Raw genomic sequence first — 23,119 nt, 5'->3', positions numbered from 1 at the left:
GCGCAACAATTTTGCAACGCTGGCGTCGGCAAAAGCGTGTTGGAGCGTGATGGCATCACCAAGACCACAGTGTGATGGAAGAAAGAAGCGGCAGATCTCCCACCCATAAGGAACCTCGCACGTGCGAGAACGTTCCCGTCTTCGGCATGTTGATGCCATCAGAGGGCTGAGGGTCTGACTTTTACTCACCTTACAAACAGGAGACGGAGAGATGCGCATCGCGCAGGTTGCCCCGCTGACAGAGGCTGTTCCCCCGAAGCTCTACGGCGGCACCGAACGGGTCGTGCACTGGCTGACCGAAGAACTTGTAACACTTGGACATGACGTAACGTTGTTCGCCAGCGGCGATTCACAGACCTCCGCGAAGCTCGATGCAACCTGGCCGAAGGCACTGCGCCTCGATGGCTCCGTCCGCGATCCCAATGCGCTGCATATGGTGATGCTGGAACGCGTTCGGCAGAAGGCCGACGACGAGGAGTTCGATTTCCTGCACTGTCATCTCGACTATTATCCATGGTCACTGTTCGCGCGGCAGCCGACGCCGTTCGTCACCACGCTGCACGGACGGCTCGACCTGCCGGAGCACCAGCCGGTCTTCGACACCTTCTCCAAGATTCCGGTGATCTCGATCTCCAATGCACAGCGCCGGCCGGTGCCGCAGGCGAACTGGGTGCGCACCATCCATCACGGCCTGCCGGAGAATTTGCTGACGCCGCAACCGGCCAAGCAATCCTATCTCGCCGTGCTCGGGCGCATCGCGCCGGAGAAAGGCGTCGATCGCGCGATCAAGATCGCAACCCGCTGCGGCATTCCGCTGAAGATCGCAGCCAAGGTCGACCGCGCCGACCAGGAATATTACGATGAGTTGATCAAGCCGCTGATCACCAGCAATCCGCTGGTCGAGTTCATCGGCGAGATCAGCGACCGCGAGAAGCCGGATTTTCTCAGCGGCGCGATCGGGCTCCTGGTTCCGATCGATTGGCCGGAGCCGTTCGGCCTTGTGATGATCGAAGCGATGGCCTGCGGCACGCCTGTCATCGCCTATAACCGCGGCTCGGTGCCCGAGATCATCGAGCATGGCCTGACCGGCTTCATCGTCGAGGACGAGATCAGCGCGGTCTCCTCCGTCGGCCGGCTCGCGACGCTCAATCGCGACGCGATCCGCCAGCGGTTCGAGACCCGCTTCACCGCGCGGCGGATGGCGCTCGACTATCTGGCCGCCTATCGCAGCCTGATGGAAGCCGAGCCGCGCTTCAAGCTGGTAGCGAGCGCGGAGTAGCCGTTGCAGCGGCCGATCGAATGATCCGGCGGGCCGGCCGGCGCTATCAGTGCCGGTCCGTCGGGTCATTCGATTGTCAATAATACCGTCATCTCCGGCGGCAACACCCACGCAGCGAAGCTGCTCACATGCGCGCGTCGCGCGATTGCTGCGACGCACCCGTCGTCACACGTTTCCCCGTGAGCGCGGCCGATATCGCCTTTGCGATTGGCTAATTACGTGCTCTTATGCGCCGCACTTGAGCAAAAAATAATAAGCGAGCGGGCGGAGCAACCGTGCCGTGGTCGCGCAGGGGGAACGCCATGACAGGGGATCGCAAGCCATCGGCCATTAATAATGCCGCGCCGATCAAAGCCTCACAGAAAGAGCTGAACCGCCGCAAATTCCTGGTCAAAGCCGGCGGCGCGCTCGCGGCGGGTGCGTTCGGCGCCGTCCCGCTGCGCGGCTGGGCTGCCGATCCGATCAACATCGGCGCGCTCTATCCGACCACCGGCAGCATGGCGCAGATCGGCACCGGCTGTGTGGCCGCGGCGAAGCTCGCGGTCGACATGGTCAACGAGGCCGGCGGCATCAAATCGCTCGGCGGCGCCAAGCTCAACCTCATCGTCTCCGACGTGCAGAGCGACACCACGGTGACGCGCACCGAGACCGACCGTCTGATCACCGGCAACAAGCTGTCGGCGATTCATGGCTGCTATGCCAGCGCGCTGACCTTGATCGCGAGCGAGGTCTGCGAGCGCGCCAGGGTTCCGATCATCACGGGATCGAGCTCCGACCAGCTCAACAAAGGACGCAGCTACACCTTCACGCCGTTCGCGCGCGCTTCGCAATTCGCCAAGGCGCAGTTGCAGATGGCGAAGCTGGTCAGCGAACAGGCCAAGATCGCCGTCATCTTCGAGAACACCGCGTTCGGCACCTCGACCTCGAACGGGCTGAAGGAGCTCGCGCCCGGCGAAGGCGTCGAGATCGTGATGTTCGAGCCCTACTCGGCCGGCTTCACCGACGCGAGCCCGCTGATCAACAAGGTCAAGGCTTCCGGCGCCAACACGCTGTTCTCGCTGTCCTATCTCAACGACCTCATCCTGATCGTGCGCACGGTGAAGCAGGTCGGGCTCAACATCGCGATCAATGGCGGCTCGGGCGGCTTCGTGATGCCGGACTTCTACAAGAATGTCGGCAAGGCGGCCGAGGGCCTGCAGGGCGTCGCGCACTGGAACCATGACGTCAACGACGATGCGCAGAAGGTCAACGCCGAGTTCAAGAAGCGCACCGGCGAATTCGCGTTCGAATACGCCGGCGGCCTGGTGGCGCAGACCTTCATGCTGGCCGACGCGTTGGAACGCGCCGCCTCCGCCGATCCCAAGAAGGTGCGCGAAGCGCTGTCGACGCTCGACGTCTCCTCGGGCTATGCGGCGATGGCGCCGGGCGGCAAGGTGAAGTTCGGCCCCGACGGCAAGAACGTCTATGGCCGCCCGGTCGGCGTGCAGTGGCAGAACGCCGACCTCGCCAGCATCTTCCCCAAGGAAGACGCCCGCGCCCCGCTGATGAAGACCTGAACCACGGTCGCATCGCATGTGGGAGACACTGGCCCAGGCCGTGATCAACGGCCTGCTCATCGGCGGCATCTACGCGCTCGTCAGCATCGGCGTCACGCTGATCTTCGGCGTGGTCAAGATCGTCAATTTCGCCCAGGGCGAGTTCGTGATGATCGGGATGTACATCTCGTTCTTCCTCGCCACCCAGTTCGGCATCGATCCGCTGATCTCGCTGGTGGTCTCGATGCCGGTGCTGTTCGTGGCCGGCGTCCTGATCCAGCACTTCCTGATCCGCAGGGTGCTCGGCCCGAACGACATGCCGCAGATCTTCCTGACCTTCGCGCTGTCGCTGTTGCTGCTCAATCTCTCGCTGATGCTGTTCAGCGCCAATTACCGCACCGTCCACACCTCCTATTCCGATGAGGCGTGGCACGTCGGCGGGCTGTACATCCCGGTGGCCAAACTGATCGCCTTTGCGGTCGCGATGGCGCTGAGCGGGCTGCTTTGGATATTCCTGCACACCACCGATCTCGGCCGCGCCATGCGCGCGGCGTCGCAGAACCGCGATGTCGCGATGCTGATGGGGATCAATCCGAACCGCGTGTTCGCGGTCGCGTTCGGCACCGCGCTGGCGCTGGCGGGCGCCGCCGGCTCGCTCTTGATGCCGTTCTATTCGGCCTATCCGTTCGTCGGCCAGGTGTTCGTGCTGATGGCGTTCGTCGCCGTCGTGATGGGCACGCTCGGCAACGTGATGGGCGCGCTCGTCGCGAGCCTGATGATGGGCATCGCGGAATCGCTCGGCATCCAGTTCGTCGGCGCCGATTCCGGCCTGATCGTGGTGTTCGCGCTGCTGCTGTTGACGCTCGCCTTCAGGCCGAGCGGCCTTGGTACCAGGAGGGGCCGCTGATGCAGACATCAACCAATATGAAACGGCTGTGGCTCGCGATCGGGGCCGTGGTGATGCTCGCTCTGCCCCAGCTCGTCACCTCGTCGTTCGCGATCGACATCTTCATCCGCATCCTCTTGTTCTCCTTCATCGGCGTCGCCTGGAACCTGATGGGCGGCTATGCCAAGCAGCTCTCGCTCGGCCACGCCGCCTATTTCGGGCTCGGCGCCTACACCTCGACCATCATGCAGGTGAACTACGGCATCTCGCCCTGGATCGGGATGATCGCGGGCGGCGTGGTGGCGATGCTCGCGAGCCTGCCGATCGGCTGGCTCTGCTTCCGCCTGCGCGGCCCCTATTTCACCATCGCGACGATCGCGACCGCCCAGGTGCTGATGCTGATCTTCCTCAAGTTCCGCGATTTCGCCTGGGGCGCCGAAGGCACCACGATCCCGAACCTCGGCAGCGCGCCGCTGATGATGCAGTTCGAGGAGAAGTCGTCGTATTACTACGTCGTGCTCGGGCTGCTCGTCGTCGGACTGTGGATCACGCATCTCATCGAGAAATCCTGGATCGGCTACTATCTTGTCGCGATCGGCGAGGACGAGGACGCGGCCGAGGCGATCGGCGTCAACGCGCCGAAGATCAAGCGCGACATCTACATGATCAGCGCGTTCCTGACCGCGCTCGCCGGCACCTTCTACACCCAGTACATCTACTTCATCGATCCCGCGACCGCGTTCAGCTTCAACGTCTCGATCGAGGCGGCGCTGGTGTCGATCGTCGGCGGCATCGGCACGCTGTGGGGCCCGGTGATCGGCACCGTGCTGCTCGAGACCACGTCGGCGCTGCTGCAGAGCTGGCTCGGCAGCTCGGTGGGCGGCATCCAGCTCACGGTCTACAGCCTGATCCTGATGGCCGTGATCCTGTGGCGGCCGACCGGGCTGATCGGGTTCGCGACCGACCTCTATCACCGCTATGCCCGGCGCAAGCCGGCGCGCGCCTGAGGTCGTCGCGATGGCAGAAGCACTGGTCATCAAGGGTCTCAGCAAGCGCTTCGGCGGCCTGCGCGCCGTGCAGGACGTCAGCTTCACGGTGCAGGAGAACGAGACGGTCGCGCTGATCGGGCCGAATGGCGCCGGCAAGACCACGAGCTTTCATTTGATCACGGGATTTCATCGCCCGGATTCCGGCTCGGTGCTCGCCTTCGGCCACGAGGTCGTCGGGCTCAAGCCGCACGACGTCTGCGCCCTCGGCATGGCCCGCACCTTCCAGGTGGCAAAACCGTTCGGCGCGATGACGGTGCTGGCCAATGTGATGACCGGCGCCTTCCTGCGCGACCGGCACGTCGCCGCCGCCCGCAGCAAGGCGCTGGAGGCGATCGAGTTCGTCGGCCTCGGCGCCAAGGAGCAGACCCCGGCGAAAGATCTCACCACGATCGACCAGCGCCGGCTGGAGATGGCCCGCGCGCTGGCGACGCAGCCGAAGATCCTGCTGCTCGACGAGGTGATGGCCGGGCTCAACCCGGCCGAGATCGACCAGGCGGTTGCGCTGGTGAAAAAGCTCTCGGCGAGCGGCCTGACGATCGTGATCGTCGAGCATGTGATGCGCGCGATCATGGCGGTGGCCCGTCACATCGTGGTGCTCGACCACGGCCAGAAGATCGCCGAGGGCGCGCCGAAGGAGATTGTGGAGAACCCCGAAGTGATCCGCGCCTATCTCGGCTCCTACGTGCATCCGCCGGCCCAGGGAGACGCCCATGCTTGAGCTCTCCGGCGTCAGCGCCAGCTACGGCTCGGTCCCTGCGATCACCGATGTCAGCATCTCCATTAGCGAGGGCGAAGCGGTCGGCCTGCTGGGCGCCAACGGCGCCGGCAAGAGCACGACGCTGCGCGCAGTCTCCGGGCTCGTCAAGCTGTCCGCGGGCAAGGTCACGTTCGACGGCGTCGACCTCGCCATGCTGCCGCCCTACCGGATCCCCGAGCTCGGCGTCGCGCATGTCCCGGAAGGCCGCCAGGTGTTCCCGGAAATGACGGTGCAGGAGAATCTCGAGATCGGCGCCTATGTGCCGAAGGCCAAGGCGGATCGCGCGCGCACCATGGAGCTGGTCTACAGCATCTTCCCGCGGCTCGCGGACCGCAGGAAGCAGCTTGCCGGCACCATGAGCGGCGGCGAGCAGCAGATGGTCGCGGTCGGCCGCGGCCTGATGCTCAAACCCCGCCTGCTGATGCTGGACGAGCCTTCGCTCGGCCTCGCCCCCGTGATGACCGACGTGACCTTCGAGAAGATCGGCGAGATCCACAAGATGGGCACCGCGATCCTCCTGGTCGAGCAGAATGTCAGCCGCGCGCTCTCGCTGGTGCAGCGCGCCTATGTGCTGGAAAGCGGCAACGTGATCATGCAGGGCACCAGCGCCGAGCTCGCCAACAACAAGCAGGTGCAGGCGGCGTATCTGGGGATATGAGACAACGGCTTGTGGCCTTCGCCGTCATTGCGAGCGAAGCGAAGCAATCCACCTTTCCACTCGGGGAGAGATGGATTGCTTCGTCGCTTCGCTCCTCGCAATGACGGCGGGGAATTGACTACGTCACCAGCGTCCGCTTCGGCTCGACGATTTCCCACATCCGCGGGAATTCATCCATCAGCATCATCAATTCGCCGAGCCGCAGCGGCTCGCCGGAGACCTTGACCTTGCCGGCGCCGACCGCTTCCGGGAACGTGGTCAGCTTGGCGATGACCTCGTCGAGCACGCTGCGCGCCAGCGTGAAGCTGGCGTGCGCATCGGCCGCCTGCGCGCCCTTGACGTAGGTGAGCGCGGAGTTCTCGAGATTGAGCACGAAGCTCTCGCCGGTGTCGGTAAAGCTCCAGTTCAGCACGATGCGCTTGCCTTCGGCCTTGGGGCCGTTGAGACGGATGCCGAGCACGTCCCAGAGCTGCTCGCTGCGCAGCGCAGCCAGCGTCTCGCGCGGCATCGGCGAGCGCGGCGGCGTCTTCGGCATGCCCTGCCGCAACTCCTGGGCGCCGAACAGATAGGCGTTGCGCCAGGTCGAACTTTCGGCGGCGTAGCCGAGCTGCTCGAACGTATCGGCCAGCAGCGCACGAGCCGCCTGGTTGTCAGGCTCGGCGAACACGAGATGGCTGACGGCCTGCGCCACAAACCGGAATTCACCCTTGGCGAAATCGGCCGCTGCCCGTTTCAGGATCGCATCCGCGCCGCCCATATACTCGACATATTTCCTGCCCGCCTCGACCGGCGGCAGTGGATCGAGATTGACCGGATTGGCGTCGTACCAGCCGAGATACTTCTGGTAGATCGCCTTCACATTGTGCCTGATATGGCCGTAATAACCGCGGCCGTGCCAGGCGCCCTCGAGGCTCGCGGGCAGCCGGATCGTCTCGGCAATCTCGGCTGCGTTGAGGCCGTGGTTCATCAGGCGAATGGTCTGGTCGTGCGCGTATTTATAGAGGTCGCGCTGCTCGCGGATCATGGTGTCGATCCGCTCGCGTCCCCACACCGGCCAGTGATGCTGGCCGCACATCGCCTCGGCCTTGCCGCCCCACATCTGCAAGGCCTCGCCGAGATATTTCGACCAGGCCAGAGCGTCGCGCACGTCGGCGCCGCGGAACGGCAGCAGATTGTGGAAATTGTGCGTACAGTTCTCCGCGAGGTTCAGCAGCTTGTAGCGCGGGATGAAGAAGTGCATCTCCGCCGGCGCTTCGCTGTTCGGCGCCATCTGGAATTCGAACTCGACGCCGTCGATCACGCGCTTGTCGCCGGTCGCGATGATCAGATCGGTCGGCCGCAGCAGCGCCACGCCACCCGCCGCCATGGTCTTGCCGAGCCCGCAATCGACATGGCCGCGCACGCCCTTCGCAAGAAACGGCCCGAACTGGTATTGCGCGCGGCGCAGCATCGCCGGCCCCGCGATGATGTTCTCGGAGACCGCGTGCTCCATGAAGAAGTTCGGCGCGATGATCGGCACGCCCGCCGCAAGCATGGCGTGGTCGAGCACGCCGCGGGCGCCGCCCCAATGGTCGGTGTGGGTGTGGGTGAAGATGACGGCGGCAACCGGCCGCTTGCCGCGATGCTGGAAGTACAATTCCATCGCGGCGCGCGCGCCCTCGATCGAGGTCAGGGTGTCGACCACGATGACGCCCTTGTCGCCCTCGATCAGCGTCATGTTGGCGATGTCGAGGCCGCGCACCTGGTAGACGCCCGGCACAACTTCGAACAGGCCATGATGCATGTTGAGCCGCGACTGCCGCCAAAGGCTCGGATCGACGGTCGCCGGCGCCGTCTCCTCGGACAGGAAGCCGTAAGGCTCCAGGCTCCAGACCACCCTGCCCTGGGCCGAGGTGATGCGCGCGTTCTCGATGGTGCCGAGAAAGCCGCGCGCGGCGTCATCGAAATCGCTGGTGTCGGCGAACGGCAGCGCCTTCAGCGTCGCTTCATGCTGTGCGATAACCGGCGCGGACGCCGCCTTCGGGCCTTCGTGCGGCGTGTCGCTTGCGGTTGTCTGGCTCATACTCAGCACTCCTTCGTTAGATCGGTCCCGATCGCGCTTCCTTCAGCGGAATTGCACGCCTTCGAACTGGCCGCTGCGGCGCCACTCCTCGATATATTTGAAGTAAGCCAGCGCGCCCGCCGGATAGCCGACGTTGAGCTTGGCCGCGGGCCCCGGCTCGCGTCCCTCATTGTTGTAGTAGCCGGGCGTGCAGTCGGGGCCGCCGATCATTCGGCCGACCGCGGTCAGCAGCAGTTCGACCCAGCGGTTCTCGGCGTCCTTGCTGACTTCGATTTGCTTGAAGCCATTGGCCTGCGCATGACCGACCATCAGGGCGATGGTGCGCGCTGCTTCGGTCAGATTATGCGGCACGTTGGAGATCAGGTTGGCGCCCTGCGTCGGCTGCACGAAGAACAGGTTCGGGAAGCCGTGCACGTGGATGCCGTGCTTGGTGCGCATGCCGTCGGCCCAATACTGCGACAGCTTGACGCCGTCCCGGCCCGTCACGTCGAAACCCGCCCGGCGCTTGTACTCGGTACCGACCTCGAAGCCAGACGCGTAGATGATGCAGTCGAGCTTGTATTCCTTGCCCGCGACGACGATCCCGTTCTCGGTGATCTCCTCCACGCCCTTGCCGTCGGTATCGACCAGATGGGTGCCAGGGGTGTTGAACGCCTGAAGATAGGCGTCGTGAAAGCAAGGCCGCTTGCAGAGCTGGCCGTACCAGGCCTTGAGGTCCTTCGCCGTCTTGGGATCGCGCACGATGGTGTCGATCCGGTTGCGGATTTCCTCCATCTTCTCGAAGTCGGAATCCTCGAATGCCGCGCGCATGTTTTCCAAGGTCCGCTGCTCGCGCGGCAGCAGCATGACCTTGGCGCGGATCCGCTTCGACAGGTCGGTCCAGCCGTCCTGCACCAGATCTTCCTCGGCCGATCCGCCGGCCTGGTTGGCGGTGAAATTCTCGAGCCAGCGCTGTTGCCAGCCCGGCGTCGCGATATCGGCAAACCAGTCCGGATCGATCGGTCCATTGCCGCGGACGTCGACCGACGACGGCGTGCGCTGGAAGACGTAGAGCTCCTTGCAGGCGCGCGCGAGGTGCGGAATGCATTGCACCGAGGTTGCACCGGTGCCGATGATGCCGACGCGCTTGTCGGCGAGCTTGTCCATCAACGCGCCCGTAGGGCTGCCGCCGGTGTAGTCGTAATCCCAGCGGCTGGTGTGGAACGAGTGGCCCTTGAAGCGCTCGATGCCGGGAATGCCGGGCAGCTTCGGCACGTGCAGCGGGCCGGTGCCGATGCCGGCATATTGCGCGGTGAAGGCATCGCCCCGCGTCGTGCGGATGAGCCAGCGCGATTGCGCGGCATCCCAATCGAGGCTCGTCACCTCGGTGTGAAACAGCGCATTGTCGTAGAGATTGAACTGCCGGCCGATCCGCTGGCAGTGCGCCAGGATCTCCGGCGCATGCGCGTATTTCTCCGACGGCATGTGGCCGGTCTCTTCGAGCAGCGGCATGTAGACCATCGACGCCGTGTCGCATTGCGCGCCGGGATAGCGGTTCCAGTACCAGGTGCCGCCGAAATCGCCGCCCTTCTCGACAATGCGGACATCCTTGATACCGGCCTCGGTCAGCCGCGCCGCGGTGGCAAGCCCGGCGAAGCCGCCGCCGATGAAGGCGAAGCTGACATGGTCGGTCTTCGGCGCGCGCTCCACGACCGGCGTGTAGGGATCCTCGAGATAATGCGCGAGCTGGCCCTTGATCTGGAGATACTGGTCATTGCCGTCGGGACGCAGCCGCTTGTTGCGCTCCTCCTGATATTTCAGGCGCAACCGCTCCTTGTCGATCGCGGCGGGCTTTGCGTCTCGGGCTTGCTCGGTCATCGTCATCGGAAGGCGCCTCGTTCGGGAAATAGGTGGATACTGTAGCGCCGCTCAGGCGGGATGTGCAGCAAGATAGGGCGAGTTGGCGATCGACCAGTCCGGCATCGGCTCCATCCGGAAGATCTGCCGCAGATGCACCTCGTCCGGCCCGTCACCGATCCGCAGCAGACGTCCCCACGCCAGCGCCTGATGGATCGGCGTGTCGTCGGAGCCGCCCATCGCGCCGAACACCTGCATCGCGCGGTCGGCGATCTTCTGCAGCATCGCGGGCACCGCGACCTTGATCAGCGAGACGTCGCGCCAGGCGCCGTGATGGCCGGTCTGGTCGAGCCGCCAGGCACAGCGCCAGGCGAGCAGCCGCGCCTGCTCCAGCTCGACGCGGGCCTCGGCGATCCAGCGCTGCACGGTATCGTACTGGATCACACTGCGCCCGAACGCGCTGCGCTCCGCGGCGCGCGCCATCATCAGCTCGATCAGCAGCTCGCAGAGCCCGATCGAGCGCATACAGTGATGGATGCGCGCCGGGCCGAGCCGAACCTGCGCGACCTTGAAACCCTCACCCTCGGCCGCCGAGCAGGTTCTCCGCCGGCACCCGCACATTGTCGAACACAAGCTCGCCGATCGGCGCCGTGTGATCTTCGCAGCCCATCCAGCGCAGCCGCCGCACCAGCCGCACGCCGGGCGCATCCATCGGCACGATGATCCAGGAATGCCGGCTGGTGCGCTCGGCGCCGGCATCCGTCACGCCCATGACGATCAGGAAGCTGCAGCGCGGATGCGCGGCGCCGGTGATGAACCATTTGCGGCCGTTGATGACGTAGTGATCGCCGTCGCGCGCCATCCGGGTTGCAATGTTGGTGGCATCGGACGAGGCGACATCGGGCTCGGTCATGCCGAACGCGGAGCGCGTCTCGGCGTTGAGCAGCGGCGCCAGCCAGCGCTTCTTCTGCGCCGGCGTCGCGCAGTTCTGCAGCGCAATCATGTTCGGCACATCGGGCGCCTGGCAGTTGAAGACTTCCGGCGCCCAGAACAGCCGGCCCATGATCTCCGCCAGCGGTGCGTAGTCGAGATTGGAGAGCCGCGTGCCCGGCTCGCCGTCGGCAAGCTCGGGCAGGCCGAGATTCCACAGGCCTGCCGCGCGGGCCTTCTGCTGCAGCTCGGCCATGAAGGGCGGCGTGTCGCCGTGCGTACAGACGTGGTCGAGCCAGGCGCGATGACGCGGCAGCACCTCCTTCTCGAAGAAGGCCAGCAGGTCTCGCCGCCAACGCTCCGATCGTTCGGACAGATCGAAATCCATGCCGCCTCCGTCTTTTGGCCGGGAGATAAGCCTATATCGAAACGAATTGCAAATTCCGTTTCGATATATTGACAAACTTGCATATTTGAGATCATTATTTCGTATGGCGGCATTGTCCTCTCTCGAATCCCAGGCGGATCCGTCCTTTGCGACCACCCTGGCGCATGGGCTCGACGTGCTGGCCGCCTTCCGCAACCACACAGGTCCGCTCTCGAATGCCGAGCTTGCCGGGCACACCGGCCTGTCGCGGCCGACCGTCTCGCGCCTGACCTACACGCTGGAGCAACTCGGCTATCTCAGGCGCGACGCCAAGGGCCGCTTCGTGCTCGGGCTCGGCGTGCTTGCGGCCGCCTATCCGGTGCTGTCGTCGCTCAAGGTCCGTCAGCTCGCGCGCCCCCTGATGCGCGACTTCGCCGCCTACACCGGCGGCACGGTGTCGATCGCGATGCCGTTCGGGCTCGACTTCATTTATGTCGAAACGCTGCGCACCACGGACGCGGTGCCGCACGTGCCCGACGTGGGCTTCGTCTCCTCGCTGGCGCCGACCGCAGTCGGGCGCGCGCTGCTGTCGCTGTTCACGATGGAGGAGCGCGACGACTATGTCGCGCGCGTCAAGGCCGAACGCCCCGAGGAGCTCGACTATGTCGAGCGGCGGACACTTCCGGACGTGGAGCTCTGCAACGAGCGCGGCTTTGCGGTCTCGCTCGGCGAATGGCGTCGCGAGATTTTTGGCGTCGCGGCGCCGCTCTATCGCACACCCGCCGGCGATTGCCTGTCGGTCAATTGCGGCATCCCCTCGTTCCGCTTCAGCGCCGAGCAGATCGAGCGCGAATGCGGGCCGCGCATGCTCGGGCTCGCCCGCAGCATCCGCTCGCTGGTGACGAACAACTAGACACGCATCGCAACCGACGATGCGGCACATCTGGGGAGGGAGACATGCGTGGCATCACGACCGCGATCGCCTTGCTCGTGGGCATCGTCGCGGCGCTGGGCGGCAGCGCCGACGCGCAGGCACAGGACAATTATCCGAGCCGGCCGATCCACATCATCGTGCCCTACCCTGCCGGCGGCATCGTCGACATCGTCGCGCGCGCAGTGACCGAGCAGGTCGGCCGCGACTGGAAGCAGACCGTCGTTGTGGAGGCACGGCCCGGCGGCAACAGCAATATCGGCACCGCCGCGGTCGCGCGCAGCGAGCCGGATGGCTACACTTGGGTCGTCACCGGCCCCGCTCTGCTGGTCAACCCCGATCTCTACAAGGATGCCGGCTGGAATGCGGCCAAGGATTTCCGGTGCGTCGGCCTTGCCGTCTGGAATCAGAGTGTGGCGCTGGTGCATCCGTCGATGCCGGTGAAGACCATCGGCGAGTTCGTCGAGCTGGCCCGCAAGCAGCCCGGACAGTTCAACTTCGGCAATCCCGGCACCGGATCGTCGATCGACCTCAGCGCGCAGAAGCTGTTTCAGGTCTCCGGCATCAAGCTGACCAATGTCGGCTACAAGGGCCAGCCGCAGGCCCTGATCGACCTGATGACCAACCTGATGCATTTCGAGATCGTCTCGCTCGAACTCGCGCTGCCGCACATCAAGGCCGGCAGCGTCAAGCCGCTTGCGGTGTTCACCGACAAGCGCGTCCCCGACCTGCCCGACGTTCCAACGATTGCGGAAGCCGGCTTTGCCGAGGCCGCCTACGTGCCTTGGTACGGGATCTACGTGCCGGCCGCGACGCCGGCACCGCTGCTTGAGAAGATCAATGCGGCGATCAACAAGGCGTTGCAGAACCCCGACGTGCAACGCCAGCTGTCGCTCGCCAATATTCCGGGCAAGCCGATGTCGCTCGACGAGCTCGCGGCGCTGATGAAGGCCGATCAGCAAAAACTGACGACGGTGATCAAGACCGCAGGAATGGCACTGCAGTAGTCTCCGGTCAGTCGGGGGATGCCGGTCCGGTGTCGCGATATGCCCACAGGCATTCGCGCGGCAGTGCGACCTGTGCCTCGACGCCGACCTGATGGCGCGCGGCGGTGCCGAGCTCGATCGCTTCCAGCCGCTTGCCGAACAGCTCGATGCCGTAGGCGGTCTGGGTGCCCTGGTAGCGGCGGTCGAGCACCTTTGCCGCAAACGTGTTGGCGCCGTCGGGCCGGCCGATCGCGATGTTCTCCGGCCGCAGTGCGATCCGTACCTTCTCGTCGGGCTTAAGCGTCTGGCAGAGGGCCACCTCGCCTTGCCTGCCGTCGCCGAAATCGACCGTGCCATACTTGCCGTTGCACGCGACGAGCGTTCCCGCGAGCTCATTGGTCGCGCCGGTGAAATTGGCGACGAACAAATCGGCCGGGCGATTGTAGATCACGTCGGGCGTATCCATCTGCAACAGCTTGCCGTCGCGCATGACGCCGATCCGGTCGCCGAGCACGACCGCCTCGGCCTGGTCATGGGTGACATAGAGCGCGGTCATCCCGGTCTGCTTGAGGATGACGCGGAGGTCGTCGCGCAGCCGCAGGCGCAGTTTGGCGTCGAGATTCGACAGCGGCTCGTCGAGCAGCAGCAGTTGCGGCCGGTACACCATGCTGCGCGCCAGCGCGACGCGCTGCATCTGCCCGCCGGACAGCGCCACCACCGGGCGGTCGGCATAGTCTGACAGCCCGACCAGCGCCAGCGCCTCCTCGACCATGCGCGCGGCATCGGCGCGCCCGATCGTCCGGTGCTTCAGCGGATAGATCACATTCTGCCGCACCGTCATGTGCGGCCACACCGCATAGGACTGGAACACCATGCCGAGATTGCGCGAACGCGGCGGCACCAGGATGCCGCGCGCCGGCGACGACACCGTCCGCCCGGAAATGCTGATCTCGCCACCGGTCGGATGCTCGAGCCCGGCGACGCAGCGCAGCGTCGTGGTCTTGCCGCAGCCGGACGGCCCGAGCAGCACCACGATCTCGCCGGCCGGCACGCCAAAGCTGACGCCATCGATCGCCGGGCGGCCGATCGAAAACTGCTTCCTGAGATCGGTGACCTCGAGCGTCGCCGTCATCGCTTGCCTCGCCGCCTATTGCCGGTAACCGAACGTCTTGTCCCAGTCCGCGACCCACGCCGCGTGCAGCTTCACATACTGGTCGAAGTTCGGATACCAGAGCTTGACCACCTTGGGATCGAACCCTTCCGGATATGCCGGCGGCTCCTTCAAGGATGTCAGGTTGCCGAGCTCCTTGATCATGAAGGTCTGTCCTTCCTTCGACAGGCACCAGTTCAGGAACAGCTTGGCCGCGTTCGGATGCGCCGCCGTCTTGGGAATGCCGGTCGCGTAGGGATTGACTGGGGATCCTTCCGGCGGAAAGAAGATCTCGATCGGCGCGCCGTCCTTCTTCTTCTGGTAGATGACGTTGTAGAGCAGCGGCGCGATCGCGATCTCGCCGCGCACCAGCGCATCGGCGGTCGGCGCGCCGGAGGGATAGAGCACCGGATGGGTCGCCGCTTGCTTTGCCCAGTACTCCTCGCCGAGCACCTGGCGCTCGAACATGATTCGCGTCCAGGTGGTGCCGCCGGATTGCGCGAACACCTGTCCGATCAGCTTGTCATATTGCGGCTTGGTCAAATCCATCCAGGACTTCGGCGGATCCTTCACCAGCTCCGTGTTGTAGGCGATCGACCAGGCGATCGTCGCGCGCGGCCACAGCTTCGGCGAGATCAGCGCATGCGGGTCGTAGTCGGCCGCGTTCGGCGGCGCGTAGTCCTGGAACAGATCTTCCAGCGGCTGCATGAGGGCGCGATCGGAATGGTCGACGACGTCGGCGATCAGCTTGCCGGCCGCGGCCTCCGTCTTCACGCGGGTGATGAGCTGGCCGCCGGGTGCGCGGACCATCTCGACCTTGATCGCGGGAAAGCGCTTGTTGAAGGCCTTGATCACCTGCTGTTCGATCTCGGCGAAGTTCGCGGTGTAGTAGACGAGCTTGCCTTCGGACTTGGCCGCCGCGATCAGTTCCGCCGAGCCGAACTCCTGCGTCCATGCCGCGGGGGCCAACGCCAGCGTCGCCACGCTTGCCACCGCCAATATGGTGAAGGTTCGTCTATCCATCGCCAATCCTCCCCTCGTTCATTGTTATCCGGTCCGTGCCACGTTGCGCTGCGCGGACCCGCGCGATAGCCAGTTGGCGCCGCCGATCAGAACCCCGAGCAGCACCGTCTGCACCAGGCTGAAGGCCGCGGTCTTGCCGATATTGCCGCCTTCGTAATAGTCGAGCAGCAAGACCGACATCACCATGGTGTTGCTGGTGTAAAGGAACAGCGACGAGCCGAGCTCGCGGATCGCCAGCACGAACAGCAGCGTCATCGACGCCAGTACGCCCGGCCGCGCCAGCGGCAGCACGATCGTCGTGATGGTGCCGAGCATGCCCCGGCCGCAGACCCAGGCAGCCTCCTCGAGCTCACGATGGATCTGCAGGAACGAGGTCGACAGCGCCTTCACGGTGTCCGGCATGAAGCGCGCGATGAAGGCGAGCGCGAGAATCCAGATCGTGCCGTAGAGCCCGCCGGGCACGCCGATCCAGGCCCAGAGATAGGCGACGCCGACCACCAGCCCGGGGATCGCGACCGGCAAGGTCGAGATCAGGTCGATGGCGCCGCGCCCGGCAACGCGGGTGCGATGGATGGTGTAGCCGATCGCAAAGGCGAGCGCGCCGCCGACGACAGCCGTGATGATGCCGACCTCGACCGCGTTGTAGATCGACCTCATGGTCAGCGGATTGTCGAAGATGCTCTCGAAATGCATCAGCGAGTATTGCCGCATGTCGAACAGGCTGGCGGCGTCGCGGATGAACATGAACTTGCGGAAGGCCGCGACGATCAATGCCAGCGACGGCAGCACCACGACGATGAGGAGATAGACCATCCCGAGCGCGAAGGTCACCCAGCGCCACGGCCCGAGATCGAGGCTGCGCGGCCGGAACGCCTTGCCGGCGACGGTGGTATAGCTGCGCCCGCTGAGCAATTTCTGCTGCAGATAGACCAGCAGCCCGGTGACCGCCATCAGGATGATCGCGACCGCGGCCGCGGTGTTGTAGAGCGGCGGCGACCAGTTGGTGAGCTTGAAGATGTAGGTCGTCAGCACGTTCAGGTTGGTCGGCGCGCCGAGCACGGCCGGGATGCCGTAGATGCCGAGCATCACGATGAACGACAGCAGCATGCCCGAGACGATCGCCGGCATGATCAGCGGGAACGTCACCGTGAACAAAGTGGCGAACGCGCTGGCGCCGGATATTTCCGCGGCCTCCTCCAAGCTCGGGTCCATGTTGCGCAGCGCCGACGAGGTGAACATGTAGACATAGGGCGCGTAATAGATGCCGAACACGAACACCATGCCCCACATCGAATAGAGATCGATGCGCAGGTCGGAGCCCATCCACTTGAACATCGTGTTGATCAGCCCGGTCTTCGGCGAGCCGAGGATGGCCCAGGCCACGCCCGCGACCAGCGGCGGCGCGAACAGCGGCAGGATGCTGGCCGCGGCGATGAAGCCCTTGAACGGCGTGTTGGTGCGAACCACGATCCAGGAAAACAGCAACCCGATCGCGACCGCGATGACGGTGCCGCCGCCGCAGGCGATCAGCGTGTTGAGCAGCGCTTCGCCGACATTCGGATTGGCAAGCACGGCGAGGAAATTGGCGATCGACAGATGGCTCAGGCTGAGACGGATGCCGTCGACCACCGGATTGGTATCGGTGAGTGCGCCGAGCAGCAGCATGAGGACGGGATAGATCACCAGGAAGCTGAGGACCGCCAGCAATGCGGTGACCCAGAGGCCGGTGAATGCGCGGCGCCGGGTTCCCTCACCGGCGCTTCGCATGGCTTCGCTGCGCCGGTCGGCCTGTCCGTGCAATGCGCTCTTCCCTCTTGCGGTCCGATCTGACGTCGGCCCTGCTTGTATACCAAGCGTAGTCGATCGTGACTGTGACGCAAGCTATCCGAAAGTCGCTTGCCGCGTTTCTATGACGCAGCACGGGAACATTCTCGCTCAACACACGCAATCATGACGGGGCAAGTTCTGGCTCAACTGTCGAACAGCTTGTTCGGTGTCATCATCCAGGAAAGCGGGTGATCCAGCATTCCAGAGGCAGCGGTGCGTGAGCCGAGAGGCCGCGGCGTACCGGATCGTCCGGTCGAGCCGGGCGATGACAGCTGAGTGTGGCAAGATTCCCTCCCCACGTCGTCCGGGCCCCCGTGCGCAATCGCGCGCTAGGCCGGGACGACACTGAATATGTGGCGCGCCACGCCGGCCGGAACGATCCGGGCCGGCAATCTAGGCAAGATAATTGCCTTCGAGCGCCGGCATGATGTCCAGCACTTCGAAATAATGATCCCAAAATCTCGTCTCGCGCAGGTGATCGCAGAACCACGCCCAGGCCGAGAGGTCGCGGGTTTCGCAGATCATGACGTCGCTCGCCCTGGTCGAGAAGGCCTCCGGCTCGAACCAGCGCAGCTTCAGCTCGGGACGGCGCCGGAGCAGCGGAATGACCTCCTCGTGCAGGAATGCGAGGCGCTGCTCGGTCTTCAGATCGAGCCAGTGCCGCGTGGTCTTGACCATGACGAAGATATGAAACGTGTGCGGATCGTCCTCGTGTTCGGGAAGCACGGGGGACGAGGTGGTTTGCAGTGTCACCATTGATTGGTTCTCCTTTCGCCTCCATAATGCGAGTAATTGCTCATGTTCTACAACTCGCGTTCCAGGAGCAGTCCGTCATGCCGGCAAAACGGCGCGTAAAGGCCCGGAAACAGCCGCTTCAACAGCGTTCGCGGGAAACCGTGGCGGTCATTCTTGAAGCCGCGGCTCGCGTTTTGGAGTCGCGCGGCCTCGAGGGTTACAACACCAATGCAGTGGCCGAGCGCGGCGGGATCAGCGTCGGCTCGGTCTACCAGTACTTCCCCAACAAGGACGCGCTGACGCTGGCCTTGATCGCCAGGTTCGAGGACGCGCTGCTGGCGAAGGTGCGGGATGCCGTCGCAGCGTCCGAAGGCAAGAGCTTGACCGCGTCGCTCAACCTGATCATTCGCGCCCAACTCGAGGCGCACGCCGAGCGGGCCGGGCTCAACCGCATTCTGGAGACCGAGGAGGATCGCCTGCGCCCGACGTCATCGGGCACGTCAGCGGCCAGCGAATTGAAGGACCTGGTCGCCGCCCTGCTGGCCCGGCATCGTTGTGAGATCGCAAGGCCAGTCGACGATGACGCCATCGAGGATTTGATCGTGATCAGCCGCGCCATGGTCGACCATGCGCTTCAACAGGACCTTTCGCAGGCTGCGGCAAGCCGCCGGGTGCTGCGTGCCGTCGAGGGATATCTGTTCGGGCCACGCCGGGATCTGTAGGCGCCCTTCCGCCAAGGCCGCTTCGCATATGCATCATGCACTGGCGCGGCTGGGGAACGGGATGCCGGCGTAGTACATGGCGATCGCGGAGACATTTTCAGGCATGCTCGAGAAGACCCCGATCACCGGCGCGGCGGCCGCGCCGATCAGCGATGGATTGCCCGACGGGCTGCCTTGGGAACGGCGCCGCTGGGCGGTGGCCGCGATCTTCACGGCGCTGGCGATGGCCTCGCTCGACACCGCGATCGCCAACATCGCGCTGCCCGCGATCGCCACCGATTTGCATGTCAGCCCTGCGGAGGTGGTGTGGGTGGTCAACGTCTATCAGATCGCCCTGGTCGCGACGCTGTTGCCGCTCGGCGCGCTCGGCGAAATCGTCGGCCACCAGCGGATCTATCTCGGTGGCCTCCTGCTGTTCACGTTGGCGTCACTCGGCTGTGCCCTGGCGTGGTCGCTGCCGAGCCTGCTGATCGCGCGCACCTTGCAAGGGCTCGGCGCCAGCGGCCTGATGAGCGTCAACACCGCGCTGGTGCGCTTCGTCTATCCGAGCCGGATGCACGGCCGCGGCTTCGGCCACAATGCGCTGGTCGTCGCGACCGCCTTCACGCTGGGGCCGACCATCGCCTCCGGTATCCTCGCGCTGGGTCCATGGCCCTGGCTGTTTGCCGTCAACATTCCGTTCGGCGTCGTCGCATTGCTGATTGGCATGAAGACGCTGCCGAAAACACCACGCGCCAAACACACCTTCGACTTCGCCGGCGCCGCGCTCGCCTGCGCTTGCCTCGGCCTCTTCATCATCGGCATCGGCAGCGCCGCGCACAAGGCAACGCCTGCGCTCGTGATCGCCGAGCTCGTCGGCGCGCTGTTGTTCGGTTGGATCCTGACCCGCCGGCATGCCGATCATCCGGCGCCGATGCTGCCGATCGACCTGTTCCGCCGGCCGATCTTCGCGTTGTCGGCCGCGACCGCCGTGTGCTCATTTGCTGTGCAGGGCCTCGCCTTCGTGTCGCTGCCGTTCTACTTCGAGGACATTCTGCACCGCTCGCAGGTCGAGACCGGCTTCTTCATGACGCCCTGGCCGCTGGTGGTCGCCTTCATGGCGCCGATCGGCGGCCGGCTGTCGGATCGTTATCCGGCCGGCATCCTCGGCGGCATCGGCATGCTGCTGCTCGGGCTTGGCATGGTGCTGCTCGCGACCCTGCCCGCGGACCCCAGCGTCGCCAACATCGTCTGGCGCACGATGATCTGCGGCATCGGCTTCGGCTTCTTCCAGACCCCGAACATGAAGGCGATCATGTCGAGCGCACCGTCGCATCGCAGCGGCAGCGCCAGCGGCATTGTCGCGACCGCGCGGTTGACCGGGCAGACCACCGGCGCCGCGCTCGCCGCGCTTTGCTTCGCGCTGGCCGACCGCGAGGGTGCGACGGTGGCGCTGGCGCTCGGCGCCGGATTTGCCGCGCTCGGCAGCGTCATGAGCTTCCTTCGTCTGGCCGTCGCTTCGCCGCAAAAGTCATGACAGGCATGTGATGCGCGCAGAGGCGCGACCAAACACCACAGCATCAACTTTCTTCCGCGCTGCAAGCGCATTTTCTTGATTTGAACCGTTCCAGTTTCAAGGCCAACATCGCGCTGAAGTCCGATCGGAGGATCGGGCCATTCAGGGGAAAGCGATGGCAAACCTCAAAATCAACGGCAAGACAATCACTATAGACGTCGAGGACGACACGCCACTGCTGTGGGCGATTCGCGAGAATGTCGGACTGACGGGGACCAAATACGGCTGCGGCATTGCACAATGCGGCGCCTGCACCGTGCATATCGATGGGGTCGCGATGCGCTCCTGCGGCGTGACGGTGAGCGAAGCGGCCGGCAAGGACATCACCACCATCGAGGGTCTCGAGGTCAACGGCGTGATGCACAAGGTGCAGCTCGCCTGGATCGCCAGCGACGTGCCGCAATGCGGCTATTGCCAGAGCGGCATGATCATGGCCGTGGCGGCGCTCTTGAAAGAGAACCCGAAGCCGAACGACAACGACATCAACGACGCCATCACCAATATTTGCCGCTGCGGCACCTTCCAGCAGGTGCGCGAGGCGATTCATGCTGCCGCGAACGCGTGAGGAGGCAGCCATGAATCTGCAAGTCAACCAGCACGTCATGCCGAAGCTCAACCGCCGCGCCTTCGTGATCGGCACCGCAACCGCCGGCGCCGGCCTCGCGCTCGGCCTTGATCTGCCGTTCGGCGGCCCCACCGTGGTGCGCGCAGCCGACGGCGCGCCCGAGGTCAACGCCTGGGTCGTGATCCGGCCCGACGACACGGTGGTGATCCGCATCGCCCGTTCCGAGATGGGCCAGGGCACGCTGACCGGCCTCGCCCAGCTCGTCGCCGAGGAGCTGGAATGCGACTGGTCGAAGGTCACCACCGAATATCCGACGCCCGGCCAGAGCGTCGCCCGCAAGCGCGCCTGGGGCGATTTCTCCACCGGCGGCAGCCGCGGCATCCGCACTTCGCAGGATTATGTCCGCAAGGGCGGCGCCACCGCGCGCATGATGCTGATCCAGGCCGCGGCCAATGAGTGGAAGGTGCCGGCCACCGAGTGCAAGGTCTCCAACGGCGTGATCACCCACACGGCGTCGGGCAAGACCACGACCTACGGCAAGGTGGCGGAAGCCGCCGCCAAGCTCGAGCCGCCGGCCGACGTCAAGCTGAAGGACCCGAAGGACTGGACCATCGCCGGCAAGGGCCTGAAGCGGCTCGACACCGTGGACAAGACCACCGGCAAGATGATCTACGGCATCGACGTCAAGCTGCCGGGCATGCTGAACGCCGCGATCAAGGACTGTCCGGTGTTCGGCGGCAAGGTGAAAAGCTTCGACGAAGCCAAGATCGCCAACATGAAGGGCGTCAAGAAGGTGGTGGCGGTCGGCAACAGCGCGGTTGCCGTCGTCGCCGACACCTGGTGGCACGCCAAGACGGCGCTGGATGCACTGCCGATCGTCTGGGATGAGGGCGACAACGCAAAGGTTTCCAGCGAAACGATCGCGAAGTGGCTAGCCGAAGGTCTCGACAATGCGCAGCCGGCCTATATCGGCAACCAGAACGGCGATGCAAAAGCCGCGATCGCGAGCGCTGCCAAGAAGGTCGAGGCGGTCTACAGCTATCCCTACCAGAACCACGCCACGATGGAGCCGATGAACGCCACCGTGCTCTACACGCCTGACAAATGCGAAGTGTGGTGCGGCACGCAGAATGGCGAGGCGGCGTTCGCGGCGGCACTCGAGGCCTCCGGCCTGCCGGCGGACAAGGTCGACGTGCACAAGCTGATGCTCGGCGGCGGCTTCGGCCGGCGCGGCATGACCGACTATGTCCGGCAGGCGGTGGCGATCGCCAAGCAGATGCCGGGTACGCCGGTCAAGCTGTTGTGGTCGCGCGAAGAGGACATGCAGCACGGCAAGTACCATCCGGTCACGCAGTGCAAGCTGACCGGCGCGTTCGATGCCGACAACAACCTGGTCGCGCTGCACTACCGGCTGTCGGGCCAATCCATCCTGTTCTCGGTGCGTCCCGAAGCGTTGCAGAACGGCATGGACCCCGCCGCATTCCAGGGCGTCGCGCAAGCCGGCGAGGCCGCGATCGGCTATTCGGTGCCGAACCTGCTGGTCGAGCATTCCATGCGCAATCCGCACGTCCCGCCGGGGTTCTGGCGCGGCGTCAACGTCAATCACAACGCGATCTACATGGAATGCTTCATGGACGAGCTGGCGCTGGCCGCAGGCCAGGACCCGCTCGAATTCCGCCGCAAGCTGATGGGCAAGAACCCGAAACATCTCGCGGTGCTCAATGCCGTGGCCGAGAAGATCGGCTGGGGCACGCCGGCGCCGCAGGGCATCTATCGCGGCATCGCGCAGGTGATGGGCTATGGCAGCTATGTTGCCGGCGCCGCCGAGATCTCGGTGACCGACGGCAGCAAGATCAAGGTGCATCGCATCGTCGCCTCCACCGATCCGGGTTACATCGTCAACCCGGCGCAGGTGGAACGGCAGATCGCGGGCTCGTTCGTCTACGGCCTCAGCGCGCTGTTCTACGGCGGCTGCACCGTGAAGGACGGCCGCATCGAGCAGACCAACTTCGACACCTACAACTCGATGCGCATCAACGAAATGCCGAAGGTCGAAGCGGTGATGGTGCCGAGCGGCGGGTTCTGGGGCGGCGTCGGCGAGCCGACCATCGGCGTTGCGGCGCCGGCGGTGCTCAACGCCTATTTCGCGGCGACGGGTAAGCGCATCCGCTCTTTCCCGCTGCGCACCCAGAACATCTCCTTCGCCTGAGCAAACCGGAAGCGGCGGCCCGAGCGGCCGCCGTTTCCTTTTTCCGGATTGTCGTGC

At 65.0% G+C, this 23,119-nt stretch carries 20 protein-coding genes; 12 read left to right on the top strand and 8 right to left on the bottom strand.

The genetic code is table 11. From position 1 onward, the window contains the following. Positions 1-211: 211 nt before the first annotated feature. From ACVILL_RS25335 to ACVILL_RS25310, 6 genes are all read left to right on the top strand, one after another. Entirely contained in the window at positions 212-1,279 is a 1,068-nt protein-coding gene (locus tag ACVILL_RS25335) for a glycosyltransferase family 4 protein (protein ID WP_456731522.1), read from the top strand. A 302-nt stretch (positions 1,280-1,581) separates the two neighbouring features. After that, positions 1,582-2,835, top strand: coding sequence for an ABC transporter substrate-binding protein (locus ACVILL_RS25330; RefSeq protein WP_456731521.1), 1,254 nt, complete (start codon positions 1,582-1,584; stop codon positions 2,833-2,835). A gap of 16 nt (positions 2,836-2,851) precedes the next feature. Then, complete coding sequence (locus ACVILL_RS25325) at positions 2,852-3,721, top strand: branched-chain amino acid ABC transporter permease (protein WP_456731520.1); 870 nt, start codon at positions 2,852-2,854, stop codon at positions 3,719-3,721. Continuing rightward, on the top strand, positions 3,721-4,707 hold the full coding sequence (locus tag ACVILL_RS25320; RefSeq protein ID WP_456731519.1) for a branched-chain amino acid ABC transporter permease: 987 nt from the start codon (positions 3,721-3,723) through the stop codon (positions 4,705-4,707). Before ACVILL_RS25325 ends, ACVILL_RS25320 begins: the two co-directional genes overlap by 1 nt. 10 nt (positions 4,708-4,717) lie before the next feature. Next, a complete protein-coding gene (locus ACVILL_RS25315) occupies positions 4,718-5,467 on the top strand; it encodes an ABC transporter ATP-binding protein (protein ID WP_456731518.1) in 750 nt (249 codons plus the stop codon). After that, positions 5,460-6,164: an ABC transporter ATP-binding protein gene (locus tag ACVILL_RS25310; protein WP_456731517.1), complete on the top strand. Its 705-nt coding sequence runs from the start codon at positions 5,460-5,462 to the stop codon at positions 6,162-6,164. The genes ACVILL_RS25315 and ACVILL_RS25310 overlap by 8 nt, the downstream gene beginning before the upstream one ends. Positions 6,165-6,282: 118 nt before the next feature. Here the strand turns inward: ACVILL_RS25310 and ACVILL_RS25305 are convergent, their stop codons facing one another. Genes ACVILL_RS25305 through ACVILL_RS25290 form a run of 4 tightly spaced genes read right to left on the bottom strand, consistent with a single transcriptional unit; the run spans position 6,283 to position 11,380 of the window. Then, on the bottom strand, positions 6,283-8,226 hold the full coding sequence (locus ACVILL_RS25305; RefSeq protein WP_456731516.1) for an alkyl/aryl-sulfatase: 1,944 nt from the start codon (positions 8,224-8,226) through the stop codon (positions 6,283-6,285). Positions 8,227-8,268: 42 nt separating this feature from the next. Further along, positions 8,269-10,089, bottom strand: a complete 1,821-nt coding sequence (locus ACVILL_RS25300) for a flavin-containing monooxygenase (RefSeq protein WP_456731515.1) — start codon at positions 10,087-10,089, stop codon at positions 8,269-8,271. Between the two features lie 45 nt (positions 10,090-10,134). Beyond that, complete coding sequence (locus tag ACVILL_RS25295) at positions 10,135-10,587, bottom strand: acyl-CoA dehydrogenase family protein (RefSeq protein ID WP_456731514.1); 453 nt, start codon at positions 10,585-10,587, stop codon at positions 10,135-10,137. A gap of 52 nt (positions 10,588-10,639) precedes the next feature. Beyond that, the gene (locus ACVILL_RS25290) at positions 10,640-11,380 is read right to left on the bottom strand and encodes an acyl-CoA dehydrogenase family protein (RefSeq protein WP_456731513.1); all 741 of its coding nucleotides are present in this window, start codon (positions 11,378-11,380) and stop codon (positions 10,640-10,642) included. A gap of 103 nt (positions 11,381-11,483) precedes the next feature. On the opposite strand from ACVILL_RS25290, the gene ACVILL_RS25285 reads away from it, so the two are divergent. Next, positions 11,484-12,272: an IclR family transcriptional regulator gene (locus tag ACVILL_RS25285; RefSeq protein ID WP_456731512.1), complete on the top strand. Its 789-nt coding sequence runs from the start codon at positions 11,484-11,486 to the stop codon at positions 12,270-12,272. A gap of 44 nt (positions 12,273-12,316) precedes the next feature. Further along, a complete protein-coding gene (locus tag ACVILL_RS25280) occupies positions 12,317-13,297 on the top strand; it encodes a Bug family tripartite tricarboxylate transporter substrate binding protein (RefSeq protein WP_456731511.1) in 981 nt (326 codons plus the stop codon). 7 nt (positions 13,298-13,304) lie between these two features. Here the strand turns inward: ACVILL_RS25280 and ACVILL_RS25275 are convergent, their stop codons facing one another. The 4 genes from ACVILL_RS25275 to ACVILL_RS25260 form a co-directional block, all read right to left on the bottom strand. Beyond that, a complete protein-coding gene (locus ACVILL_RS25275) occupies positions 13,305-14,408 on the bottom strand; it encodes an ABC transporter ATP-binding protein (protein ID WP_456731510.1) in 1,104 nt (367 codons plus the stop codon). A gap of 15 nt (positions 14,409-14,423) precedes the next feature. After that, a complete protein-coding gene (locus tag ACVILL_RS25270) occupies positions 14,424-15,449 on the bottom strand; it encodes an ABC transporter substrate-binding protein (RefSeq protein WP_456731509.1) in 1,026 nt (341 codons plus the stop codon). A gap of 24 nt (positions 15,450-15,473) precedes the next feature. Next, positions 15,474-17,216 carry an ABC transporter permease gene (locus ACVILL_RS25265; RefSeq protein ID WP_456731508.1) on the bottom strand — a complete coding sequence of 581 codons (1,743 nt, stop codon included), beginning with the start codon at positions 17,214-17,216 and terminating at the stop codon, positions 15,474-15,476. Between the two features lie 453 nt (positions 17,217-17,669). After that, positions 17,670-18,032 (bottom strand): darcynin family protein, encoded by a 363-nt coding sequence (locus ACVILL_RS25260; protein WP_456731507.1) that lies wholly within the window; start codon positions 18,030-18,032, stop codon positions 17,670-17,672. 77 nt (positions 18,033-18,109) lie between these two features. On the opposite strand from ACVILL_RS25260, the gene ACVILL_RS25255 reads away from it, so the two are divergent. The 4 genes from ACVILL_RS25255 (at position 18,110) to ACVILL_RS25240 (ending at position 23,062) form a co-directional block, all read left to right on the top strand. Beyond that, positions 18,110-18,733, top strand: a complete 624-nt coding sequence (locus ACVILL_RS25255; RefSeq protein ID WP_456731506.1) for a TetR/AcrR family transcriptional regulator — start codon at positions 18,110-18,112, stop codon at positions 18,731-18,733. A gap of 103 nt (positions 18,734-18,836) precedes the next feature. Then, entirely contained in the window at positions 18,837-20,249 is a 1,413-nt protein-coding gene (locus tag ACVILL_RS25250; protein ID WP_456731505.1) for an MFS transporter, read from the top strand. Between the two features lie 154 nt (positions 20,250-20,403). Next, a complete protein-coding gene (locus ACVILL_RS25245; RefSeq protein WP_456731504.1) occupies positions 20,404-20,853 on the top strand; it encodes a (2Fe-2S)-binding protein in 450 nt (149 codons plus the stop codon). A 10-nt stretch (positions 20,854-20,863) separates the two neighbouring features. Next, complete coding sequence (locus ACVILL_RS25240) at positions 20,864-23,062, top strand: molybdopterin cofactor-binding domain-containing protein (RefSeq protein ID WP_456731503.1); 2,199 nt, start codon at positions 20,864-20,866, stop codon at positions 23,060-23,062. Positions 23,063-23,119 lie beyond the last annotated feature (57 nt).

This window comes from Bradyrhizobium sp. USDA 3364 (genome assembly GCF_054056355.1).
The sequence above is the reverse complement of the archived record's forward strand: the minus strand, read 5'-3'. Positions and strand labels throughout refer to the sequence as shown.